The organism is Dryocola baronae (assembly GCF_051297175.1).
GTDB lineage: Bacteria > Pseudomonadota > Gammaproteobacteria > Enterobacterales > Enterobacteriaceae > Dryocola.
Window position 1 is genome coordinate 4,397,760 of record NZ_JBINNY010000001.1, and the last position, 18,416, is coordinate 4,416,175.

Below are 18,416 nucleotides of genomic sequence, written 5' to 3' on the forward strand. Positions count from 1 at the left end.
CTACTGCAACGGTGAAAAATCGGTAGGACGCAGCAGCACGGACTCGAGGCGTTCCACCGCCGCCAGCTCGCGGTTTTTGCGCGAGAAGGTCAGCCAGCGCTCGTCCTGCGCCATACGCCCACGGCGCGCCAGGCGGTCGTCGAGGCTTTCATAGGCCCAGATATGAACCACCTGATTCACCACGCCGATTTCGGTAAAGAAGAAGCCGATCAGCTTGCCGAGATGCTCGGTCTGCACCGCGTAAGCATCGCTTTTGTACAGCGCCAGCCAGTCGGCCATTTTCAGCGGGTTGATGGTGTAGGTGCGTTTTTCGTAAATCATGATGAATCTCCTGTCAGTGGTTTTGGGATTTGAGGTGCGCCATGTGCGTGGCGGCAAGGTAGCCAAAGGTCAGCGCCGGGCCGAGGGTGATGCCGGGGCCGGGATAGGTGCCCGCCATCAGCGAGTTCATATCGTTGCCGACGGCATACAGCCCCGGAATGGCGGTGCCCTGCTCGTCCTGTACGTTGGCGTGTCGGTCGGTGACCAGCCCGCGAGAGGAGCCGAGATCGCCGGTGAAAAGTTTGATCGCGTAGAAAGGCGCTTTGCCCAGCGGCGCGTTGCAGGCGTTGGGAAGGTGTGCGGCGTCGCCCATCGCGCGGTTGTAGCTGTTGCCGCCTTTGCCAAACTCGCCGTCCACGCCTTCACGCGCATCGCGGTTGTAGCGCTGCACGGTTTCTTCGAGCGTCGCCGCATCCAGGCCGAGCCGCTGCGCAAGTTTGGCAAGCGTCGGCGCTTCAATCAGATACCCCGCCTTCACCAGCCCGCCGTTATTGACCGGGCTGGGCCGCGCAAGGCCAAGGCCGTAGCTGCTCATCGCTTTTGCATCGCAAAGCAGGTAGCACGGCGCGTTGTCCGGGCTTTGCTGCATGGCGCTGGCAAAGTGGTGATAGGAGTTGGATTCGTTTACAAAGCGCTTTGCACGCTGGTTGACGGCGATGACGCCGGGCTTGGCGCGGTCGGTCACCAGGTGCGGAAAGCGCTCCTCGCGCCCGTCGGCGTGGCGCAGCACGGAAACCGGTGCCCAGAAGAAATTCGAAGGCAAACCCGCCCCCTGCCGGGCGCTAAACGGCGCGGCGAGCCGGAACGCGCTGCCGTCGTTGGTCGCAGGCGACAGGGTGTAATGCTCGCGGGTCTGCGGGCGGAAGCGGGCCGCCATTTCGCCCGCCGCAAAACCGCCTGCGGCAAACACCACGCCCGAGCGGGCGCGCCAGGTTTGCTCCTGCCCTGCAATCACCGCCTTTACGCCCGCCGCGCGGCCATCTTCGCGAATCAGCGAGGTTACCGTGGCGCCGAGCCTGAGCTGCATCCCCTTGTCAAAGCACAGCTTCGCCATGCGCGCCACCAGCGCGTTGCCCATCACCAGCCGCGTGCCGCGCGGGTATTTCATACGGTCGCGCCCGTAGCGCAGCAGCTGGCGACAGCAGTGGCGGAATGAGGCAAACGAACGGCGCACGTCGAGGAAATGCTGGATATCGACGCGGTTGACCATCATGCCGCCGAACAGCAGCATGCCCTCCGGCGGCGAGCGTAGCGTACGGAAATTCTCTCCCAGCAGGCGTCCGTCGTATTCAACCACCTCAAGCGCGCGCCCGACGTCAACGCCGCCGGGTTCGTCCGGATAATAATCCGGCGACAGCGGCCGCAGGCTATAGCGCACCGCGCCCTGCTGCTCAAGAAACTGCATAGCCTCGCGCCCGCGATCGACAAACGCATCCACCAGATCGGCGCGGTAGTTTTCCAGGCCGACGATCGCCTTCAGATAGGTTTTGATGGCCTCGGGCGAGCCGCTTTTGCCCAGCGCGCGGGCCTGATCCGTATCGTTGATCCACACCGCGCCGCCGGAAATCGCCGAGGTGCCGCCATAAAATTCCGCCTTTTCAAGCATCAGCACGGAAAGCCCACGACACAGGGCGGTTGCCGCCGCCGCAAAGCCCGCCGCGCCGCTGCCGATCACAATCACATCAACGCTCTGCTCGCTCATGACGCCGCTCCCGCAGGCTGTAGCTCAGGCATTGCGCCGATGAACATTCCCATCTCGAACAGCTGGGCGTAGGCCATTTCCGGGCCGGTCTGAACGGCGCAGCCAAGCCTGTGGGCAAGCGTCAGGAACGGGGTGATCTCCGGCGCGGTCACCACGTCGGCGGCGAGAGCGGCGGGATTAAGCGAAGCGATCAGATCCTCGCAGAGAGGCAGAAGATCGAAACCGTTCATGCCCGCAGGCGTGGCGTTCACCACCAGATCGCGATCGTTTAGCGTTGCGGGGAGCGTGTCGAGATGAACCTCCGGGAAGTGGGTCGCCAGGCGATTGTGCAGCAGCTGCACCGACTGCGGCTCTCTGTCGTGCAGGGCAAGACGCGAAATTCCGGCCTCGCACAGCCCCCAGGCGATGGCGCTGCCCACGCCACCGCAGCCCACCACCAGCGCGGATCTCCCGGCGGCGTCAAAACCGTGCCTGCGCGCCGCGCGGATAAACCCGACGCCGTCCAGCATATCGCCGCTGAGCGTGCCGTCCGCCTCGCGGCGCACCACGTTTACCGCGTTGAGATGGCGGGCGCGGGGCGTCAGGGCGTCGAGCAATTCGGCCGCGCGCTGCTTGTGCGGCACCGTCACCACCACGCCGCTCAGGTTGTTCCAGCCGCGCAGGCTTTGCATAAACGCGCCGAGCCGTTCAGCGACGATATCCACCGGAATCATCACCCGGTTCATCTCATGCTCCGCGAAGTAGCGGTTGAAGTTCTCCGGCGACTTCACCTGGGCTATCGGCGTGCCGATTATCGCCACCACCTGCGTTGAACCCTTGACCATCCTGCACCCCTTATCGCAATAAGTTGTTAACGAAATGTTCGTGCAAAAGTATTTCAACGCCAGCGCCGCGCGACAACGCAGAATTTGAGCGATTCGCTTGTTAATCGCACGGACGCTGCGATAATCGCGCTATTCGGCCAATTTTGTTGCAGGAATGTGAAGGATGAAGGAAACGAGGGTGCATCAGCGCGACCTGATCGCCGGTTTGCAAAAAGGCCTGGCGCTTATCCAGCTGTTTTCTAAAGAAAATCCAAAACTGACGGTGCCGATGGTCGCCAAAATGAATGCCATGACGCAAAGCGCGGCGCGGCGCTTTCTGCTCACCCTGTGGCATGAAAACTACGTCGAAACGGACGGGCGCTATTACTGGCTGACCGCGCGCGTGCTGCGGCTGGGGCAGGCCTACGTCGACTCCGCGCAGTTCCCGCGCATGGTGCGCCCGATCGTGGAATACGTGGCGAGCCGCAGCCACGAACACGCCTCGGTCGGCGTGGCGGACGGCGAGGATCTGATATATATCGCCCGCAGCAAACACACGCCGCTAAACTCCACGTCGGTAAGGCTTGGCGAGCGCGTGCCGATCCACTGCACGGCGGGCGGCAGGCTGTGGCTCGCTTCATTAACGCCGCAGGAAGCCGAGGCATTCTTAAAAAAAGCGACTATTGAACCGCGCACGCCCTACACCGTGACGGATATCCCGCAATTGCTGGCAATCGTTGATAAAATTCGCGCCCAGGGCTACGCCACGGTGACCCAGGAGTTTGAGGTCGGCATGAACGTGCTGGCGGTGCCGCTGTCAGACCGACAGGGACAGTTCTGGGGCGCGCTCAGCCTGACCACCCACCAGTCCCGCGCCACGTTAGAAGAGCTTTGCCGCGATAATCTTGATTTAATGTACGAAGCCCAGGCCATGCTACGTACCTGATAACCCTAAGGAGCCCGCGTGGAAACCCACGAAATCTATCTGCCGGAACGTTTCGATGAGGCGAGCCTGAAAGAAAAGATCTTTTTTAGCGCCATTACCCTGTTCGCCGAATTTGGCCTCAACGGCGCGCGCATGGAGCAAATCGCCGAGAAGGCGGGCACCACCAAGCGCATGGTGGTGTATCACTTTAAGAGCAAAGAGCTGCTTTACGTGCAGGTGCTGGAATACGTCTACACGCAGATACGCGGCTCGGAACGCCAGCTAAATCTTGCCGACCGGCCGCCGGTTGAGGCGATGGTACAGCTCGTCGAATGGACGTTTGATTTCCACGCCACGCACCCGGACTTCATCCGTATTATCTGCATGGAAAACATGCAGCGCGGGCGCTTCGTAAAAGAATCCACCTACCTGCGCGAGATAAACCGCAGCGCGCTGGAGCTGCTCGAAGACATTCTGACGCGCGGCCAAGAAAAACAGCTGTTTAACCGCACGGTCAACGCTAAAGACGTCCACCGCCTGATCAGCAGCTTCAGCTTCTACCACGTCGCCAACAGCTATACCTTTTCCAACCTGTTCGAAGAGGGCGGCGACCCGGCGGAGCACACCGACCACTACCGCGAAATGGCGGTAAAAGTGGTGCTGCGCTATATCGGGCCTTAGTCCGGCGAGATACAGGCGTTAGGCGAGATACAGGCGCTGCTGCTTCCAGTATTCAATGCCGCCCAGAATGCCGTCCGCCCTGAGCCATGCCCTGGCAATCAGAATCTGCAAATGCGGTTCGTTCAGGGCGCTGACGATCTGCGCGCTTTCGGTGAGCAGCCGCACGATATAGGTGACGACATAATCCCCCGAATCCAGATGCCCCCTGTGCCGCTGCCGCTCTTTAAAAACGCTGTGGCTGCCTTTTGGCCAGCGCCGCCGCAGCGCGGTCAGTAAAATATCGACGTAGTTAAGGTTCGCAAGCACCAGGTCTGCGATGCGATCTTCTTCCCGCGCGGTGCTGCGTTCGATGAGATAAAAACCGGGAATAGCCGGGCCATGCGGAGTGTAGAAGCTCGGCGGGCTGTTTTCGTGGAACAGCAGATTCCACACCTCGCCAAATGAAAATACCTCATCATCACAAAAAAGGGCCGCCCGGCGGATGCCCTGTAGCGTCAGCCTCCCCTGCAGATAGAGCGGCAGACTGTCGCCCTCCAGCCGCATGAAAAACTTGAAAAATAATCCGCTGACGCCTTCACCCACACGACGCAGCGGTTTGCTGCGCCAGGCCCGCCATCGCTGCCAGCGTTCCGCGATGTCTAAAACACAGGAAAAAGCGTCGATTTGCTCATCCGGCGAGGGCCTGCGATGCCCCTTCAGGAACTGGGCCAGGTAGACCAAAAGCGCTCTGGCAGGCTTTCCCCTGGCACGGATCAGGCCGGTGCGGTTCACCTTTCTGGCCTCTTCGCGCGGCGTTTTGAGATAGCTCTGTACCCACAGCGCCCCGGCGATAAACCCGCGCGAGTAGTAAATCTCGGCTTCAAAAGGTGCCAGTAAATCGTCGTTCTCCAGCTCGCGCTTCAGGCAGCGCAACTGCTCCTCTGCGAGCTGCCCAAGACCGATGGAAGCGGCGAGCCGCGTGCCGGTGAGGTACTTTTCTTTCTCCGTTGGAACGTAATAATCCGCGATGGCGGTACGCCACCAGTCGGCGCTCTCCACCACGTTGGGCGATGCTTTGCGGGTAATGCCGAGCAGGGCCGTAAGCAGGATTGAGGTTGGCCCGTACTCGACCTTCATGCCGCCAAACGCGCCCTGCCAGTAAACTCGCGGCTCGCGGGTATCCCTGTCTTTCAACTGCCAAATCTCTTCCAGCACTTTTTCCCGATGGTCGATCCATACCAGCCGGGTATCGCGCTTGCCGTTCCAGCGCTCGCGTATCCAGTGGTTGATATCAAAATGGTCGGTGCCGCTATAGCCCGCGACGACCATTAAATCTGCCTGCTGCGTGACGCGCTCAAGCAGCGTTTTGAACACCTCCGGCAGCCCGTGCTCCAAATCGGCAAGCGTTGCCCCAAGCCCCACACAGCCGTGCTCAATCGTGCCGTGAACCTTGATGATGCCCCAGTCTTCGCCGTATTCGCGATGCAGGATATCGAAAGCTTTGGTTTCGGGGTCGATAACATGTACCGGGATTTGATGGTTACCGGCCTGCTCGATGCAGTTGTCAAAATTGGTGGTGATGCACCAGCCGCGCTGCTCTATCAGGTAATCGGCAATCAGCCGGTGGTTGGCGTTCGGCTGCCGCCCGGAAAAAATGCGCAGCACTTCACGCGCGGCGCCGCTGCGCTCTACGCCTTCGATAGCGGACGGCTCGAAGGCTTTATCCAGGACGTGCTCAAGGCGCGGCAGACTGCGGCCCATCCACGGCTCGCATTTGCCAAAAACGCTTTTGATTTCGGAGGCCGCGCGGTCGTCCAGCAGGTGATCGAGCAGCGCCTCGGTCAGCGCATAGCCGCCGGGCAGCCGCGTGGGTGCTTCTATGGAAATCCCTGCACCAACCATCAGCACAACTTTCCCAGGGCAGGGCCGTTCGGGCGTAAAGCCCTTCCAGCCAAACCACCAGTCGTCCATTTCCATCGCTTCCCCCCTCCGGGCTATCGTTGAATGATTATTAATGCCTTAATAACATTGGCAATTCAAACCACTAAAAATCGCACAATAATTTAACTTGCAATTAAATCGTGCACTACCTATATTCAAAGCATGAAGACGACACCGAAAACACCCAACGCGCTGCTGCTGGATAACCAGCTTTGCTTTGCGCTCTATTCCGCCAACCTGGCGGTGAACAAGCTCTACCGGCAGCTGCTGGCCCCGCTTGGGCTGACCTATCCGCAGTATCTGGTGATGCTGGTGTTGTGGGAAAAAGACGACGTGACGGTGTCGGAAATCGGCGAGCGCCTGTTTCTGGATTCGGCAACCCTGACGCCGCTGCTCAAGCGCCTTGAAGCCGCGGGCCTGCTGCTGCGCAGCCGCTCCCGCCAGGACGAGCGCCAGGTCGCCGTCACGCTGACCGACGAAGGTAAAGCGCTTCAGGCAAAAGCCACGGCCATCCCGGATTCGGTGCTTTGCGCCTCGGCGTGCAGCGTCGATACGCTGCTGGAATTAAAGAACCAGCTCGAAACGCTGCGTCAGAACCTCGGCCAATAATCACGCGCCATGCGTATTCGTACGGATGGCGTAACGGCAACAAATATATAGCACGCGATTTTATCGCATACACAATAAGTAAGATAAGGAACCTGCCATGTCTTTAGAAAAAGTTGTTTATACCGCAAAAGCCAAAGCAACCGGCGGCCGTGATGGCCGTGCAACCTCTTCCGACGGCGTGCTTGACGTGAAGCTGGGTGTGCCAAAAGAGATGGGCGGCGCGGGCGGTGAAGCCACCAACCCGGAACAGCTGTTCGCGGCGGGCTACTCCGCCTGCTTCCTCGGCGCGATGAAATTTGTCTCCGCCCGCGACAAAATCACTATGCCAAAAGACGCGTTTATCGAAGGCGAAGTGGGTATCGGCCCGTTGCCAACCGGCTTTGGTATCGAAGCGAAGCTGAACATCAACCTGCCGGGCATGGACGCGGCCGAAGCGAAAAAGCTGGTCGACGCGGCCCATATCGTTTGCCCGTATTCCAACGCCACGCGCGGCAACATTGATGTGACGCTGAATATCATCAATTAATCATTTTTGCCTGCACGAAAGAGGGGGAATCATTCCCCCTCTTTATCGATCGTTTTAAACGATCGATTCCCGCTTATTGATCTATACAAACAATTATCTTTTGTAGGGTTATCCCCGCTAAACTCCCGCTAAATCATCCGGTTAACGATCTCCCTTTTTAACGGTATCTCTTCATCCGTGGCGTTGCTACGCCCGTAGAAAAGTCCCGGAATCGGCACCGGCTTCTCTCCCGCAAGCAAAAGAAATTAACTATGCACAACGCCCCGCTGGCTTTGCCCTTTCTGTTGGTTATTGCGATTTATATTCGTGCAGGCCTGCGCGTGTCGCGGCCCCACAAGGTGCTGCACCAGACGCTGGTGCTGAGCGCGCTTTTGCTGACGCTCGGCCAGATTACCGGCCCGCTAATGCGTAACCTGCTGGCGCTGCCTTTACTTACGCTGGTGGCGCTGAACGTTACGCTGTCGCAGTTTGCCTGGCGGGAGTACCGCTCCATGTTTAGCTACGGCTTTGCGCTAAGCATTCTCGACACCACTCGCCGGGAGGCGCTGGGCATGCTGGGCGTTTTCCGGCGCTACGTGACGCGCTTCGCCGCGCTGCTTGCCGTCATGCTGCTGGCGGTTAACGTCACGCCGGTGCAGCAAGCGCCCTGGCCGATGTGGATGCTGCTGCTTTGCCTGGCGGCGCTGGGGATACAGGCGGCGGTTCACCACCTGCGTAAAAACAGCATCAGCAGCCCGTGGCAGCGCATTATTTCTGACCTGCCGGTGCACAACCTCAACCCGTTTTTGCAGGCTCTGCGGGACAAGCGCACGATTGCGGCGGTATCGCGCACCGTCCCTGATTACGCGTTAACGCTTACCGAAACCGGAATCGAAAATTACGTCGTGGTGATTGGCGAATCCGCCCGAGCGGGCAATATGAGCGTGTACGGCTATCCGCGCCCCACAACGCCGGAGCTTGAGGCGCGGCGGGACAGCCTGCTGCTCTTCACCCAGGCGATAAGCGCAACGCCGGTCACCGCCACGGCGATTCCGCTCGCGCTTACCGCCGCCACGCTCGCCAAACCTGACGTTCGCCGCTACGCGGATAACCTGGTCAACCTCGCCAACGGGGCGGGTTTCGAGACGCACTGGTACAGCCGTCAGGGCATGTACGGCGATTACAGCAACGCCATCACCGGCATCGCCATGAACGCCCACAGCCACCGCTGGCTGGACGACGGCTACGACGACGCGCTGCTGCCGCTGCTGGAGCAGGCGCTGCACCGGCCCGGAAAGAAACTCATCGTGCTGCATCTTTACGGCTGCCACGAACCGACGCATACACGCTACCCCGACGAACGGGCCTTTTTCCCCACCGACCGCGGCGATCCGGATGCCTGCTACGACAACGCCCTGCGCTTTACCGACAGCCTGACGGCCCGCGTGCTCACCCTGCTGGAAGCTTCCCGCGCCTCGCTGTTCTACTTTTCCGACCACGCCGTGGAGCGCGATCTCACCCGCCGCGTGGTCTATCAGCACGGCGGCGTTAAGCCCTCGCAGCAGGCGTTTCACGTGCCGATGTACCTGTGGTTTAGCCCTTTAGTCGATGAAGATGCCCGCCTGGCGGGACGTTACGACGCGCCCTGGAGCACCGTCGATAACTACGCGCTGATGTCGGCCTGGCTTGGCATCGCGCAAAACAACCGTCAGGCCGAGCCGCTGCGCGCCTATCTTGCGCGGCATGAAACGCGGCAGGTGCCGGTCGAAGTCATGGATACCACGGGGCGGGTCTACGCGTGGCACGAGCTGAAGGAGGCAAGGTGAAAATCGCGCTGGTGGTAATCGGTATCGTTGTTTTGTGGCTGTTGATAGGCCTTTTCTGGAACCGCCTGCACCCGGACGAAGAGGCCGAATCCGAAGAGTGCCCGTACGATTAAGAACACTCTTAATCCCGGCCTACCCGCCCGGCGCGTTATACTCCAGGCTGACTTCTCCTGCTAAGCAGGCTATCAAAAAGAGTATAACGAGATGAAAGCAAGCAATCGGATGGTATGCGCCCTCGCGTTAGCGACAACGGTTTTCGCTGGACAGGCAGCGGCGGCAAGCTGGCAGGATCAGCTGTCCAGCGCGGCAAACGAGCTGAGCAAAAGCAACACCGCGTCCACCAGCGGCACGCAGAGCGGCGGCCTTTCCCTCTCTTCGCTGACCGGCCTGCTTAACGGCGGCAACCAGGCGCTGAGTTCCAACAGCATGACCAACGCCGCGGGCGTGATGGAATACTGCGCGAAGAACAAGCTGGCCTCCGCCACCAGCACCGAAAACATCAAAAGCCAGCTGATGAACAAGCTCGGCCTACAGGACACCACTAAACCGGCCGACACCCCGGACTACAATCAGGGCCTGCTGGGCCTGCTCAACACCGGCAAAGGCCAGCAGCTGGATCTGAACACCATCGGCAGCTCGCCGCTGGCGGAAAAAGTGAAAACTAAAGCCTGTGATTTAGTGCTCAAGCAGGCGGCGAATTACATTTCCTGATTTGCCGTGGGATGTCGCGTGGCGCTGCGCTTACGCGACCTACGGCCAGGTAAGATGAAATGTAGGTTGGGTAAGCGCAGCGCCACCCAACATCAGGCTGCCCTACGGGCAGCCTTTTTATTTTTGCAGCGCGCAGCCGTAATCAAGGATCTCCCCGGCGCTGCCGAGATTGAGGTCCGCCACCTTGAGACGGTTAGCCAGCAGCACAAACTCGCCGTTCTCGGTGAGGGTCACCGCCAGGCCGTACTTCGCGATATCGTCGCCGTGCTGCTGCACGTAGTTATTCAGCAGGGTAAACGGGCTTTGCTTCTCGAAGGTTGCGGCGGGGATTTTCATCGCCAGATAGTCGTGGCCCTTAAGCGTAACGCCCAGCGGCTGCCAGCTGTCGCCGATAAGCCCGTCGCGCTGGCTAAGCGTTTGATAAACATCGGGGCGCAGGCAGGCAAGATGGATATGCAGCTGGTTCTGGGAACGCCCGTACCAGGAGTTGACCGCAAGGCCCAGATAGCGGTCATTAAGCGGCTTTTCCGCCATCTTCTTTAAGCGGTCGCGCTCGAGCCAGGCGTCATAAAGATAGTTCGGCGCGTCCGGCTTTTGAATCGCCGGGCTTTCGATGCCGGTGATTTCCTCGGTGGGCATCACCAGCGTGTGCAGCGGCCCTTTCGCATCTTTAAACACCACGAAATGCTTTTCCAGATTGACCTCTAAACAGGGCGCGGGATCGTGGCGCTGCTGCTGGTTCGGCACGCACTGTTCGCTGACAATCTTCCACAACGCGTCGCTGTTGGCGTGGATCTTCAGCAGCCAGGCGGCGGCGGCCACGATGATAACAACCAGCAGAATAGCAATGAGGCGGAGGGGTTTCTTCATGAAGGCTAACGTCCTTTGTTATCGATATTTTTATTCAGTGTAACTTTTTTTGCTGCAACGCTTTAGCAATCAGCTGAAAACAGGCTTCGATCTGCGGGGGAAACGCCTGCTGGCCGCTGCGCATCAGCGCGACGGTGCGGCTGAGCGACGGCTGCTGGAGATGAATCACCGTCAGCTCCTTGTCCTGCAAATGCGTGGTGTACAGCTCCGGCAAAATGGCGATGGCGAGGCGCGAGCGCGCGAGGCCATAGAGCGTTTCAATAAAATCGACCTGATAGCGCGCCGTGAGGTTCAGGCGCTGGCTTTCCGCCATTGCGGCCACCAGGCGGCTGATATTGCCTTTGGAAAACACGGCGATATCGCGGCGGGACAGGTGCCGCCACGGAACGTGGCTTGAGGCGCTCAGGGGGTCGTCGCGGTGCATGACCGCCACAAAGGGATCTTCCTGTAGCGGGTAGATCTCAAGCGTGGCGGGCACCGAGCTGTCCAGCGCGCCGATGCCAAAATCCAGCTGGCCGTTCTCAAGCTGGGCGATCAGCGAATCGTTGGTGCGATCGTGGAACTCGACGCGCAGGCGCGGAAAGCGCTCTGCCAGCAGGCGGGGAATATCCGCAAACAGCAGGCTGCCGACGGAAGGCACAAGGCCGATACGCAGCGTGCCCTCGCCGCCGTCCTGTACGATGCGCTGCATGTCATCAAACGAGCGCTGGGCGACGTACAGCACGCGCTCCGCGTGGGGCAAAATCGCCGCGCCCAGCTCGGTGAGCGTTACCGCCGAGGCGGTGCGGTTAACCAGCTTCCCCCCAAGCACCGACTCAATCTGGCGCAGCGCGCTGCTCAGCGCCGGCTGGCTAATCGCAAGGCGGTTTGCGGTATCGGTAAAATGGCGCAGCCGGGCCAGCGTCACAAAATACTGAATCTGTTTTAACGAGAGGGCGGGCAGTCGCTGCCAGGGTTCAGCCATGATGGTGTCAGGGTTCGCAAGGTAAACGTTTGCTATAGGATAAACGTTTCTTATGGGCCGATAAATTAAATCATCTGGGCAAATGTATGCCGCCTGCCTAGAGTAGCTTTCCCGTGTTCCTGCCGGACGGTAAAACCATGAACTCAACTGTATCCGCGAACCTGCGCCGCCGGGCGGTAAAGGCCGCGCTGGGCGAAGCGCCCTTTGACCTGCTGCTGACCCAAGCGAACCTGATTGATATGGCGACCGGCGAAATTCGCCTGGTCGACGTCGGCGTCGTCGGCTCGCTCATCGCCAGCGTCCACCCCTGCGGCATCCGCGCTGATGCCGCAGAAACGCACGATCTGGCGGGCGCGTATCTCAGCCCAGGGCTGATGGACACCCACGTTCACGTCGAAAGCTCCCACCTGCCCCCGGCCCGCTATGCGGAAATCGTCGTCGCCCAGGGCACCACCACGATTTTTTGGGACCCGCACGAGCTGGCGAACGTGCTGGGCGTGGCGGGCGTGCGCTATGCCGTGGAGGCAAGCCGTAATCTGCCGCTGCGCGTGATCTGCGCCGCGCCGTCGAGCGTGCCTTCCACGCCGGGGCTGGAAATGTCCGGTGCCGACTTTGCCGGTAAAGAGATGGAAACCATGCTCGCCTGGCCCGAGGTGGCGGGCGTCGCGGAAGTCATGGACATGCACGGCGTGCTGAACGGCAGCGAGCGCATGCTGGAGATCCTCAACGCCGGGCTGAACAGCGGCAAACTGATCGAAGGCCATGCGCGAGGCCTGAGCGGCGCGCAGCTGCAGGCGTATCTTGCCGCTGGCGTCACCTCGGATCACGAACTGACCTCCGGCGCCGATGCGCTGGAAAAACTCCGCGCCGGGCTGACGGTGGAAATCCGTGGCTCGCACCCGTACCTGCTGCCGGAAATCGTCGCGGCGCTTAACGGCCTGCCGCATCTCTCTTCCCAGGTCACGGTCTGCACCGACGACGTGCCGCCGGACATTCTGCTCGAAAAAGGCGGCATTATTGCCCTGCTGAACCTGCTGATTGAACACGGCATGAAGGCCACCGACGCGCTGCGCCTGGCGACGCTTAACGCCGCCATCCGCCTGCAGCGCGGCGATCTGGGGCTGGTCGCCGCCGGGCGCACGGCGGATCTGGTGGTCTTCGACTCGCTTGAGGTACTCCAGGCGAAAGCCGTTTACGTGGCGGGTAAACGCGTCGCGCTTAACGGCAAACTGCTTGAGCCGGTCGGCGCGCCGGATGTCCTGCCGCCGCGCGATACCGTTCGCCTTAAGCCGCTGTCGGCCAGCGACTTTGTGCTGAATGTGCCGGTCAGCCACGGCACCGCGACGCTGCGCCACATCAAGGGCGCGCGCTTCACGCAGTGGAACGAAACCACCGTCGACGTGCGCGACGGCAGGGTGCAGCTCCCGGACGGCTTTAGCCTGATTTGGGTGCAGCATCGCCACGGACGCCACGAGGCCACGCCGCAGCTCGCGCTGCTGGAAGGCTGGGGCGAACTGCGCGGCGCGATTGCCACCACCTACTCCCACGACTCCCACAATCTGGTGGTGCTGGGCCGCGATCCCGCCGACATGGCGCTGGCGGCGAACGCGCTGATTGCCAGCGGCGGCGGCATGGCGCTCAGCCAGCGCGGCGAGATCCTGGCCCACGTCGCGATGCCGATTGCGGGCATGCTTTCCGATTTACCCGCCGGGGAGCTTGCGCGGCAGTTCCGCGAGCTTCGCGAGCTGAGCAACAACGTCGCCGACTGGGAGCCGCCGTACCGCGTGTTCAAAGCGATTGAGGGCACCTGCCTCGCCTGCAACGCCGGGCCGCACCTCACCGACCTCGGCCTGACGGACGGCACCACGCGCCAGATTATCGACCCGCTCGTCGCCTGCCGGGAAACCCCGGCGGCGTAACCCAACACACAACGATGAGATAGCAAAGGAGAGCCACACAATGGCCGAAAACTCAGTTAGTCAGGCGGCGTCGGGCAGCTGGCTGGAGCGCCGCTTCCAGCTTCAGGCGCGGCAAAGCAGGGTAAAAACCGAATGTCTGGCGGGGATCACCGGCTTTCTTGCCGCCGCCTACCTGCTGGTGGTCATCCCCGGCCTGCTCGCCGTGGGCGGGATGGATAAAGGCGCGGCGACCACCGGCACGATTCTGGTGTTCGTCGCGGGCACCCTGCTGATGGCGTTTTACGGCAACCTGCCGTTTATCGTCGGCCCCGGCATCGGCGGCTCGGTGCTGGTGGGCGTGACGCTTGCGGGCAGCGAAGGCATCGGCTGGCAGATTGGCCTCGGCATCGCCTGCTGGTCGGGCATTCTCTTTTTCGCCCTGACGAGGCTTGGCCTGCGCGAGGTCGTCACCCGCTCGGTTCCGCAGTCGATCAAGCTTGGGCTAACGGCCTCCATCGGGCTGTTCGTTGCCGTGCTCGGCTTTCGCAACGCGGGCCTGGTGCTGGCGAACGCCAAAACGAACGCGCTGATGATGGGGGATTTCACCGCGCCCGGCGCGCTGGTGGCGCTGTGCGGGCTGTTCCTTGCCATCGCCCTTCAGGCGCGGCGCATTCCCGGCGCCATTCTGTGGGCGATTTTGTTCGCCACGCTGGTCGGCATTCCGTTTGGCGTCACCCATCTGCCCCACGGCTTTATCGCCATGCCGCACTCCCTTGCGCCGGTGTTCGGCCACGTGGATATGATTGGCGCGCTGAATATCGCCTTCCTGCCGTACCTGTTTGTGTTTTTCGCCTCGGAGTTTTTCTCCACCATGGGCACGACGCTTGCGGTAGGCGGCGAAGCGGGCCTGCTGGATGAACACGGCAATATGCCGCACATCAACCGTCCGTTTATGGTGGATTCCATCGCCGCAGCACTCGGGCCTTGGGTGGGCATTCCGGCGGCGACGGCGCTGATCGAATCTTCCGCCGCGGCGGAGGCCGGTGGCAAAACCGGGCTGACCGCGCTGGCGGCGGCAGTCATGTTCCTGCTGATGCTGCTGTTCACGCCGGTGGCGCTGATGATCCCAAAAGAGGCCACCGCCCCCGCGCTGATCCTTATCGGCCTGAATATGTTCAGCGGGCTGCGCAAGGTGGATTTAGGCAACTTCACCGACGGCCTGCCGGTATTGATGATGGTGATGATTACGCTGATTGCCAACAGCTTCGGCACCGGCATCGCGGGCGGCCTGCTGTTCTATATCATCATTAAGGTGATTGCCGGGAAGTGGCGCGAGATCCCGGTTGGGCTATATCTGCTGGCGATCCCGCTGGTATATTACTTTGCGACGCTTGTGCGGCATTGAGTAGCAGGACGCCCTCTCTTCCACGAGAGGGAGAGTCTGATGCCCGTGTATGAGTATGGAAAGAGAGGAAAAAAAACATGTATAAAATTCTCGTGACGGCGGGCATTTTTCTTTTAACGGGCTGTGTCGTCGCTGATATGGATTCAACTAACTATGCCTATTTCCCCTATGTGCAAACATTCCAGAAACCGGCAACCCTCGGACATACTGATGTTGAACAGCGTAGACAGGATCTTTACGCCTGCGGTGTAGACAGGAAATACCCGCTTGGCTCAAATGACGAGACCTGGCGAAGAAATACTGTCGTCAAGGGAGAGTCTGACACTCAGTTCGATGCGCGTGTATCAGGTGTTGAAAGCTGTATGAAGGATAAAGGATACGTCGTGCTCGATTGGGCTCAATGCGGCCCTCTTAAAAAACCGACTGGCCGGTGTAATTAAACTATTCAGGCATAAAGTCCCCCTTTCTATCGGTGGCTCCCTCCGCCCACATGTCATTAGGGATGCTGGATGGCGCTGACGCTTATCCAACTTACATAATGCTGGAGCGCCATTAAGGAACATAATGCCCTCACCCCGGCCCTCTCCCCCAGGAGAGGGAGAAAACCGAACGATCCCCTCTCTTGGGGGAGAGAGGGGGAAAAGCTACCGTAAAAATGCCTCCGTCAGCTTCACCCAATAGGTCGCACCGGTGGAAATGCACGCATCGTTAAACTGGTAGAGCGGGTGATGCACCGAATAGTCGTCTTTGCCCGTCGCGGTGCCCAGCCACAGGTAGCAGCCCGGCACTTCTTCGAGCATGAACGAGAAGTCTTCGCTGCCCATCATGCTTTTTACCTGCTGCGGGTCGGCTACCCTGTCCGCGCCGAACGCGTCGCGGGCGACCTGGAGCGCAAATTCCGTCTGCGCCGCATCGTTGATCGTCACCGGATAGCCGAAATCCACGTCTATCGTCGCCTTCACGCCGAAGCTTTCCGCCTGCGCGTGGACCAGCGTCTGCACGCGCTGCTTCACCGCTTCGCGCACCTCCGCCTTAAAGGTTCGCATGTTCAGCTTCAGCACCGCGCTGTGCGGGATGATGTTGTGGATGCTGCCGCTTTGCAGGCTGCCCACCGTTACCACCGCCGAATCCTGCGGATCGACGTTGCGCGACACGATAGTTTGCAGCGCCATGACGATCGCCGCCCCGGCGACGGTGGGATCGATACAGTGCTCCGGCATCGATCCGTGGCCGCCCTTGCCTTCAAGGGTGATGGTCATGCTGTCCGACGAGGCCATCAGCGCGCCGGGCTTGGTGACGATCTGCCCGGCGGGGATCAACGGGAAGTTATGCAGGCCGAACACGGCGTCGCACGGGAAAAGCGTAAACAGGCCATCGTCGATCATGCGTTTCGCCCCGCCGATCTTCTCCTCGGACGGCTGGAAGATCAGGTGCAGCGTGCCGCTAAACGGGCGATGCAGGGCCAGATAGCGCGCCGCCGACAGCAGAATAGCGCAGTGCCCGTCGTGGCCGCAGGCGTGCATTTTGCCATCGACCTTGCTCGCCCACGGCAGGCCGGTCTGCTCCTGCATCGGCAGCGCGTCCATATCGGCGCGAATGCCCAGACGTTTGCCGCCGCTGCCCACCTTCAGCGTGCCGACCACGCCGGTTCCGCCGAGGCCGCGATGCACCTCGTAGCCCCACTGCGTCAGCAGCTCGGCGATGCGGTCGCTGGTGCGGAACTCTTCAAATCCCAGCTCGGGATGCTGGTGGAAGTCGCGGCGGATGGCGATCATCTCTTCTTCGTGGTCGAGGATCTCTTTAATCAGCATAGGGTTTCCTTTTCGTGTTCTTAGTCTTCAGAGGAGGCGTTGGCGCGCTCGCGCCAGGCGATCAGCGCGGCCAGCGATACTGCCGAACAAAACATCAGATACCAGGCCGGGGCCATCGGCTGGTTGGTCACCTTCAGCAGCCAGGTGACGTTAAACTGGGCAAAGCCGCCGAACAGCGTAACGCCCACCGCATAAACCAGAGCCATACCGGAGGCGCGAACCGCTTTCGGGAAGGCTTCGAGGATCAGCAGGAAGAAGGCGACCGCGCTGACGTTCGCCAGAACCTGATCGACGGCAATCAGCGCAATCGTCACGCCCAGCGGCACGCCGTAAAGAATAGTGGCGAAGATCGGCCAGATCAGCACGAAGGATCCGATCGCGCAGGCGAGCAGGATCGGCCTGCGCTTTGGCAGGCGGTCGGCCAGCCTGCCGCCGAAAAACGGGATCAGCAGCGTGAGCAGGGCGGCGGTCAGGCTCACCCAGTAGGAGGTGCTGGCGGGCATGTGCAGCGTGTTGACCATATAGGCAGGCATGTAATAGATGATGATGTAAAAGGTGGTGGTGCTTTTCATCACCAGCAGGATGCCGAGCAGCAGCGCGCGGCGATGCTCGCGCCAGAGCGTCAGCGCGGGGCTGGCGCAGGCGGTGGCGGGCGTCGCGCTGTGGGTTTCCGGCAGCTGGCGGCGAATGTAGAGGCCAATCGGCATAATCGCCAGGCCGAGGATAAACGGCACGCGCCAGCCCCAGGCATACAGCTCCTGTTCGGTAAGGAAGTGGCTCAGCCCCGCGCCCATCGCCGCCCCCAGCAGCGCCGCCCCGCCCTGGCTCGTCATCTGCCAGCTCACGCGCACGCCGCGCCGTGAAGTGCCTCCGGCCTCCATCAGCCAGGTGGTGGCCGCACCGACCTCCCCACCGGCGGAAAAGCCCTGCAGCAGGCGGCCCGCAATCAGCACTATCGGGGCGAGGATGCCCGCCTGGGCGTAGGTGGGCGCGAAGGCCACCATCATTACGCCTAGCGACATGAGGCTCAGGATCAGCGTCATCGCCGCCTTGCGCCCGTGGCGGTCGGCGTAGTTGCCCAACACCAGGCTGCCCAGCGGGCGCATCACAAAGCCGACGCCGAAGGTCGCCACCGCCAGCAGCAGCGAGGTGTAGTCGTTGCTGGCCGGGAAGAACAGGTGGCCGATGATCACCGAAAAGAAGCTGTATACGGCAAAATCGTAGATTTCGAGGCCGTTGCCGAGGGTAACGGCAATCAGGGATTTAACGCTGGTACGATCCGCTTCAGGTACAGCAAGAGGAAGCGAGGCCGTGAGTTCGGCTTGCGCCGGGGCATAGCTGGCAGTCGGTTTCATGCTCACTTCCTTTTATGTTACACAGATGTGAATATTGAGCGATATATTCACTATTTGCATAAAAAAAGAACATCGCAATCATAAAAATTCGTTATGCCTTTGGTTATCAA

17 protein-coding genes are annotated in these 18,416 nt (G+C 60.9%); 9 read left to right on the plus strand and 8 right to left on the minus strand.

The annotated features are described in order from the left end of the window. Genes ACSPHG_RS20765 through ACSPHG_RS20775 form a run of 3 tightly spaced genes read right to left on the minus strand, consistent with a single transcriptional unit; the run spans position 1 to position 2,847 of the window. On the minus strand, positions 1–321 hold the full coding sequence (locus ACSPHG_RS20765) for an NIPSNAP family protein (protein ID WP_435955377.1): 321 nt from the start codon (positions 319–321) through the stop codon (positions 1–3). Between the two features lie 13 nt (positions 322–334). Further along, positions 335–2,023 (minus strand): FAD-dependent oxidoreductase, encoded by a 1,689-nt coding sequence (locus tag ACSPHG_RS20770; RefSeq protein WP_435955378.1) that lies wholly within the window; start codon positions 2,021–2,023, stop codon positions 335–337. Then, a complete protein-coding gene (locus ACSPHG_RS20775; protein WP_435955379.1) occupies positions 2,020–2,847 on the minus strand; it encodes a shikimate dehydrogenase family protein in 828 nt (275 codons plus the stop codon). Before ACSPHG_RS20775 ends, ACSPHG_RS20770 begins: the two co-directional genes overlap by 4 nt. A gap of 163 nt (positions 2,848–3,010) precedes the next feature. On the opposite strand from ACSPHG_RS20775, the gene ACSPHG_RS20780 reads away from it, so the two are divergent. Together ACSPHG_RS20780 and ACSPHG_RS20785 are read left to right on the plus strand one after the other, a co-directional pair. After that, on the plus strand, positions 3,011–3,772 hold the full coding sequence (locus ACSPHG_RS20780; protein ID WP_435955380.1) for an IclR family transcriptional regulator domain-containing protein: 762 nt from the start codon (positions 3,011–3,013) through the stop codon (positions 3,770–3,772). A gap of 18 nt (positions 3,773–3,790) precedes the next feature. Beyond that, entirely contained in the window at positions 3,791–4,432 is a 642-nt protein-coding gene (locus ACSPHG_RS20785) for a TetR/AcrR family transcriptional regulator (protein WP_435955381.1), read from the plus strand. A gap of 18 nt (positions 4,433–4,450) precedes the next feature. Here the strand turns inward: ACSPHG_RS20785 and ACSPHG_RS20790 are convergent, their stop codons facing one another. After that, complete coding sequence (locus tag ACSPHG_RS20790) at positions 4,451–6,388, minus strand: SIR2 family protein (RefSeq protein ID WP_435955382.1); 1,938 nt, start codon at positions 6,386–6,388, stop codon at positions 4,451–4,453. Positions 6,389–6,514: 126 nt separating this feature from the next. On the opposite strand from ACSPHG_RS20790, the gene ACSPHG_RS20795 reads away from it, so the two are divergent. The 4 genes from ACSPHG_RS20795 (at position 6,515) to ACSPHG_RS20810 (ending at position 10,003) form a co-directional block, all read left to right on the plus strand. After that, a complete protein-coding gene (locus ACSPHG_RS20795) occupies positions 6,515–6,961 on the plus strand; it encodes a MarR family winged helix-turn-helix transcriptional regulator (protein WP_435955383.1) in 447 nt (148 codons plus the stop codon). Positions 6,962–7,058: 97 nt separating this feature from the next. After that, on the plus strand, positions 7,059–7,487 hold the full coding sequence (locus tag ACSPHG_RS20800; RefSeq protein WP_435955384.1) for an organic hydroperoxide resistance protein: 429 nt from the start codon (positions 7,059–7,061) through the stop codon (positions 7,485–7,487). Between the two features lie 251 nt (positions 7,488–7,738). Next, complete coding sequence (locus ACSPHG_RS20805) at positions 7,739–9,292, plus strand: phosphoethanolamine transferase (protein ID WP_435955385.1); 1,554 nt, start codon at positions 7,739–7,741, stop codon at positions 9,290–9,292. 204 nt (positions 9,293–9,496) lie between these two features. Further along, positions 9,497–10,003, plus strand: coding sequence for a YjjA family protein (locus ACSPHG_RS20810; RefSeq protein WP_435955386.1), 507 nt, complete (start codon positions 9,497–9,499; stop codon positions 10,001–10,003). 117 nt (positions 10,004–10,120) lie between these two features. On the opposite strand, the gene ACSPHG_RS20815 is transcribed toward ACSPHG_RS20810, so the two are convergent. Continuing rightward, the gene (locus tag ACSPHG_RS20815; protein WP_435955389.1) at positions 10,121–10,873 is read right to left on the minus strand and encodes a CDP-diacylglycerol diphosphatase; all 753 of its coding nucleotides are present in this window, start codon (positions 10,871–10,873) and stop codon (positions 10,121–10,123) included. 34 nt (positions 10,874–10,907) lie between these two features. Beyond that, positions 10,908–11,840, minus strand: a complete 933-nt coding sequence (locus tag ACSPHG_RS20820; protein ID WP_435956072.1) for a LysR family transcriptional regulator — start codon at positions 11,838–11,840, stop codon at positions 10,908–10,910. Positions 11,841–11,974: 134 nt separating this feature from the next. On the opposite strand from ACSPHG_RS20820, the gene ACSPHG_RS20825 reads away from it, so the two are divergent. The 3 genes from ACSPHG_RS20825 (at position 11,975) to ACSPHG_RS20835 (ending at position 15,580) form a co-directional block, all read left to right on the plus strand. Beyond that, a complete protein-coding gene (locus ACSPHG_RS20825) occupies positions 11,975–13,756 on the plus strand; it encodes an adenine deaminase (protein ID WP_435955390.1) in 1,782 nt (593 codons plus the stop codon). 40 nt (positions 13,757–13,796) lie between these two features. Further along, complete coding sequence (locus tag ACSPHG_RS20830) at positions 13,797–15,140, plus strand: NCS2 family permease (protein WP_435955392.1); 1,344 nt, start codon at positions 13,797–13,799, stop codon at positions 15,138–15,140. Positions 15,141–15,217: 77 nt separating this feature from the next. After that, positions 15,218–15,580, plus strand: a complete 363-nt coding sequence (locus ACSPHG_RS20835) for a hypothetical protein (protein WP_435955393.1) — start codon at positions 15,218–15,220, stop codon at positions 15,578–15,580. A gap of 204 nt (positions 15,581–15,784) precedes the next feature. Here ACSPHG_RS20835 and ACSPHG_RS20840 read toward each other — a convergent pair whose 3' ends face one another. After that, positions 15,785–16,951, minus strand: a complete 1,167-nt coding sequence (locus ACSPHG_RS20840; protein ID WP_435955394.1) for a M20 aminoacylase family protein — start codon at positions 16,949–16,951, stop codon at positions 15,785–15,787. Positions 16,952–16,971: 20 nt separating this feature from the next. Further along, positions 16,972–18,306 (minus strand): MFS transporter, encoded by a 1,335-nt coding sequence (locus ACSPHG_RS20845; protein ID WP_435955396.1) that lies wholly within the window; start codon positions 18,304–18,306, stop codon positions 16,972–16,974. Positions 18,307–18,416: the final 110 nt, after the last annotated feature.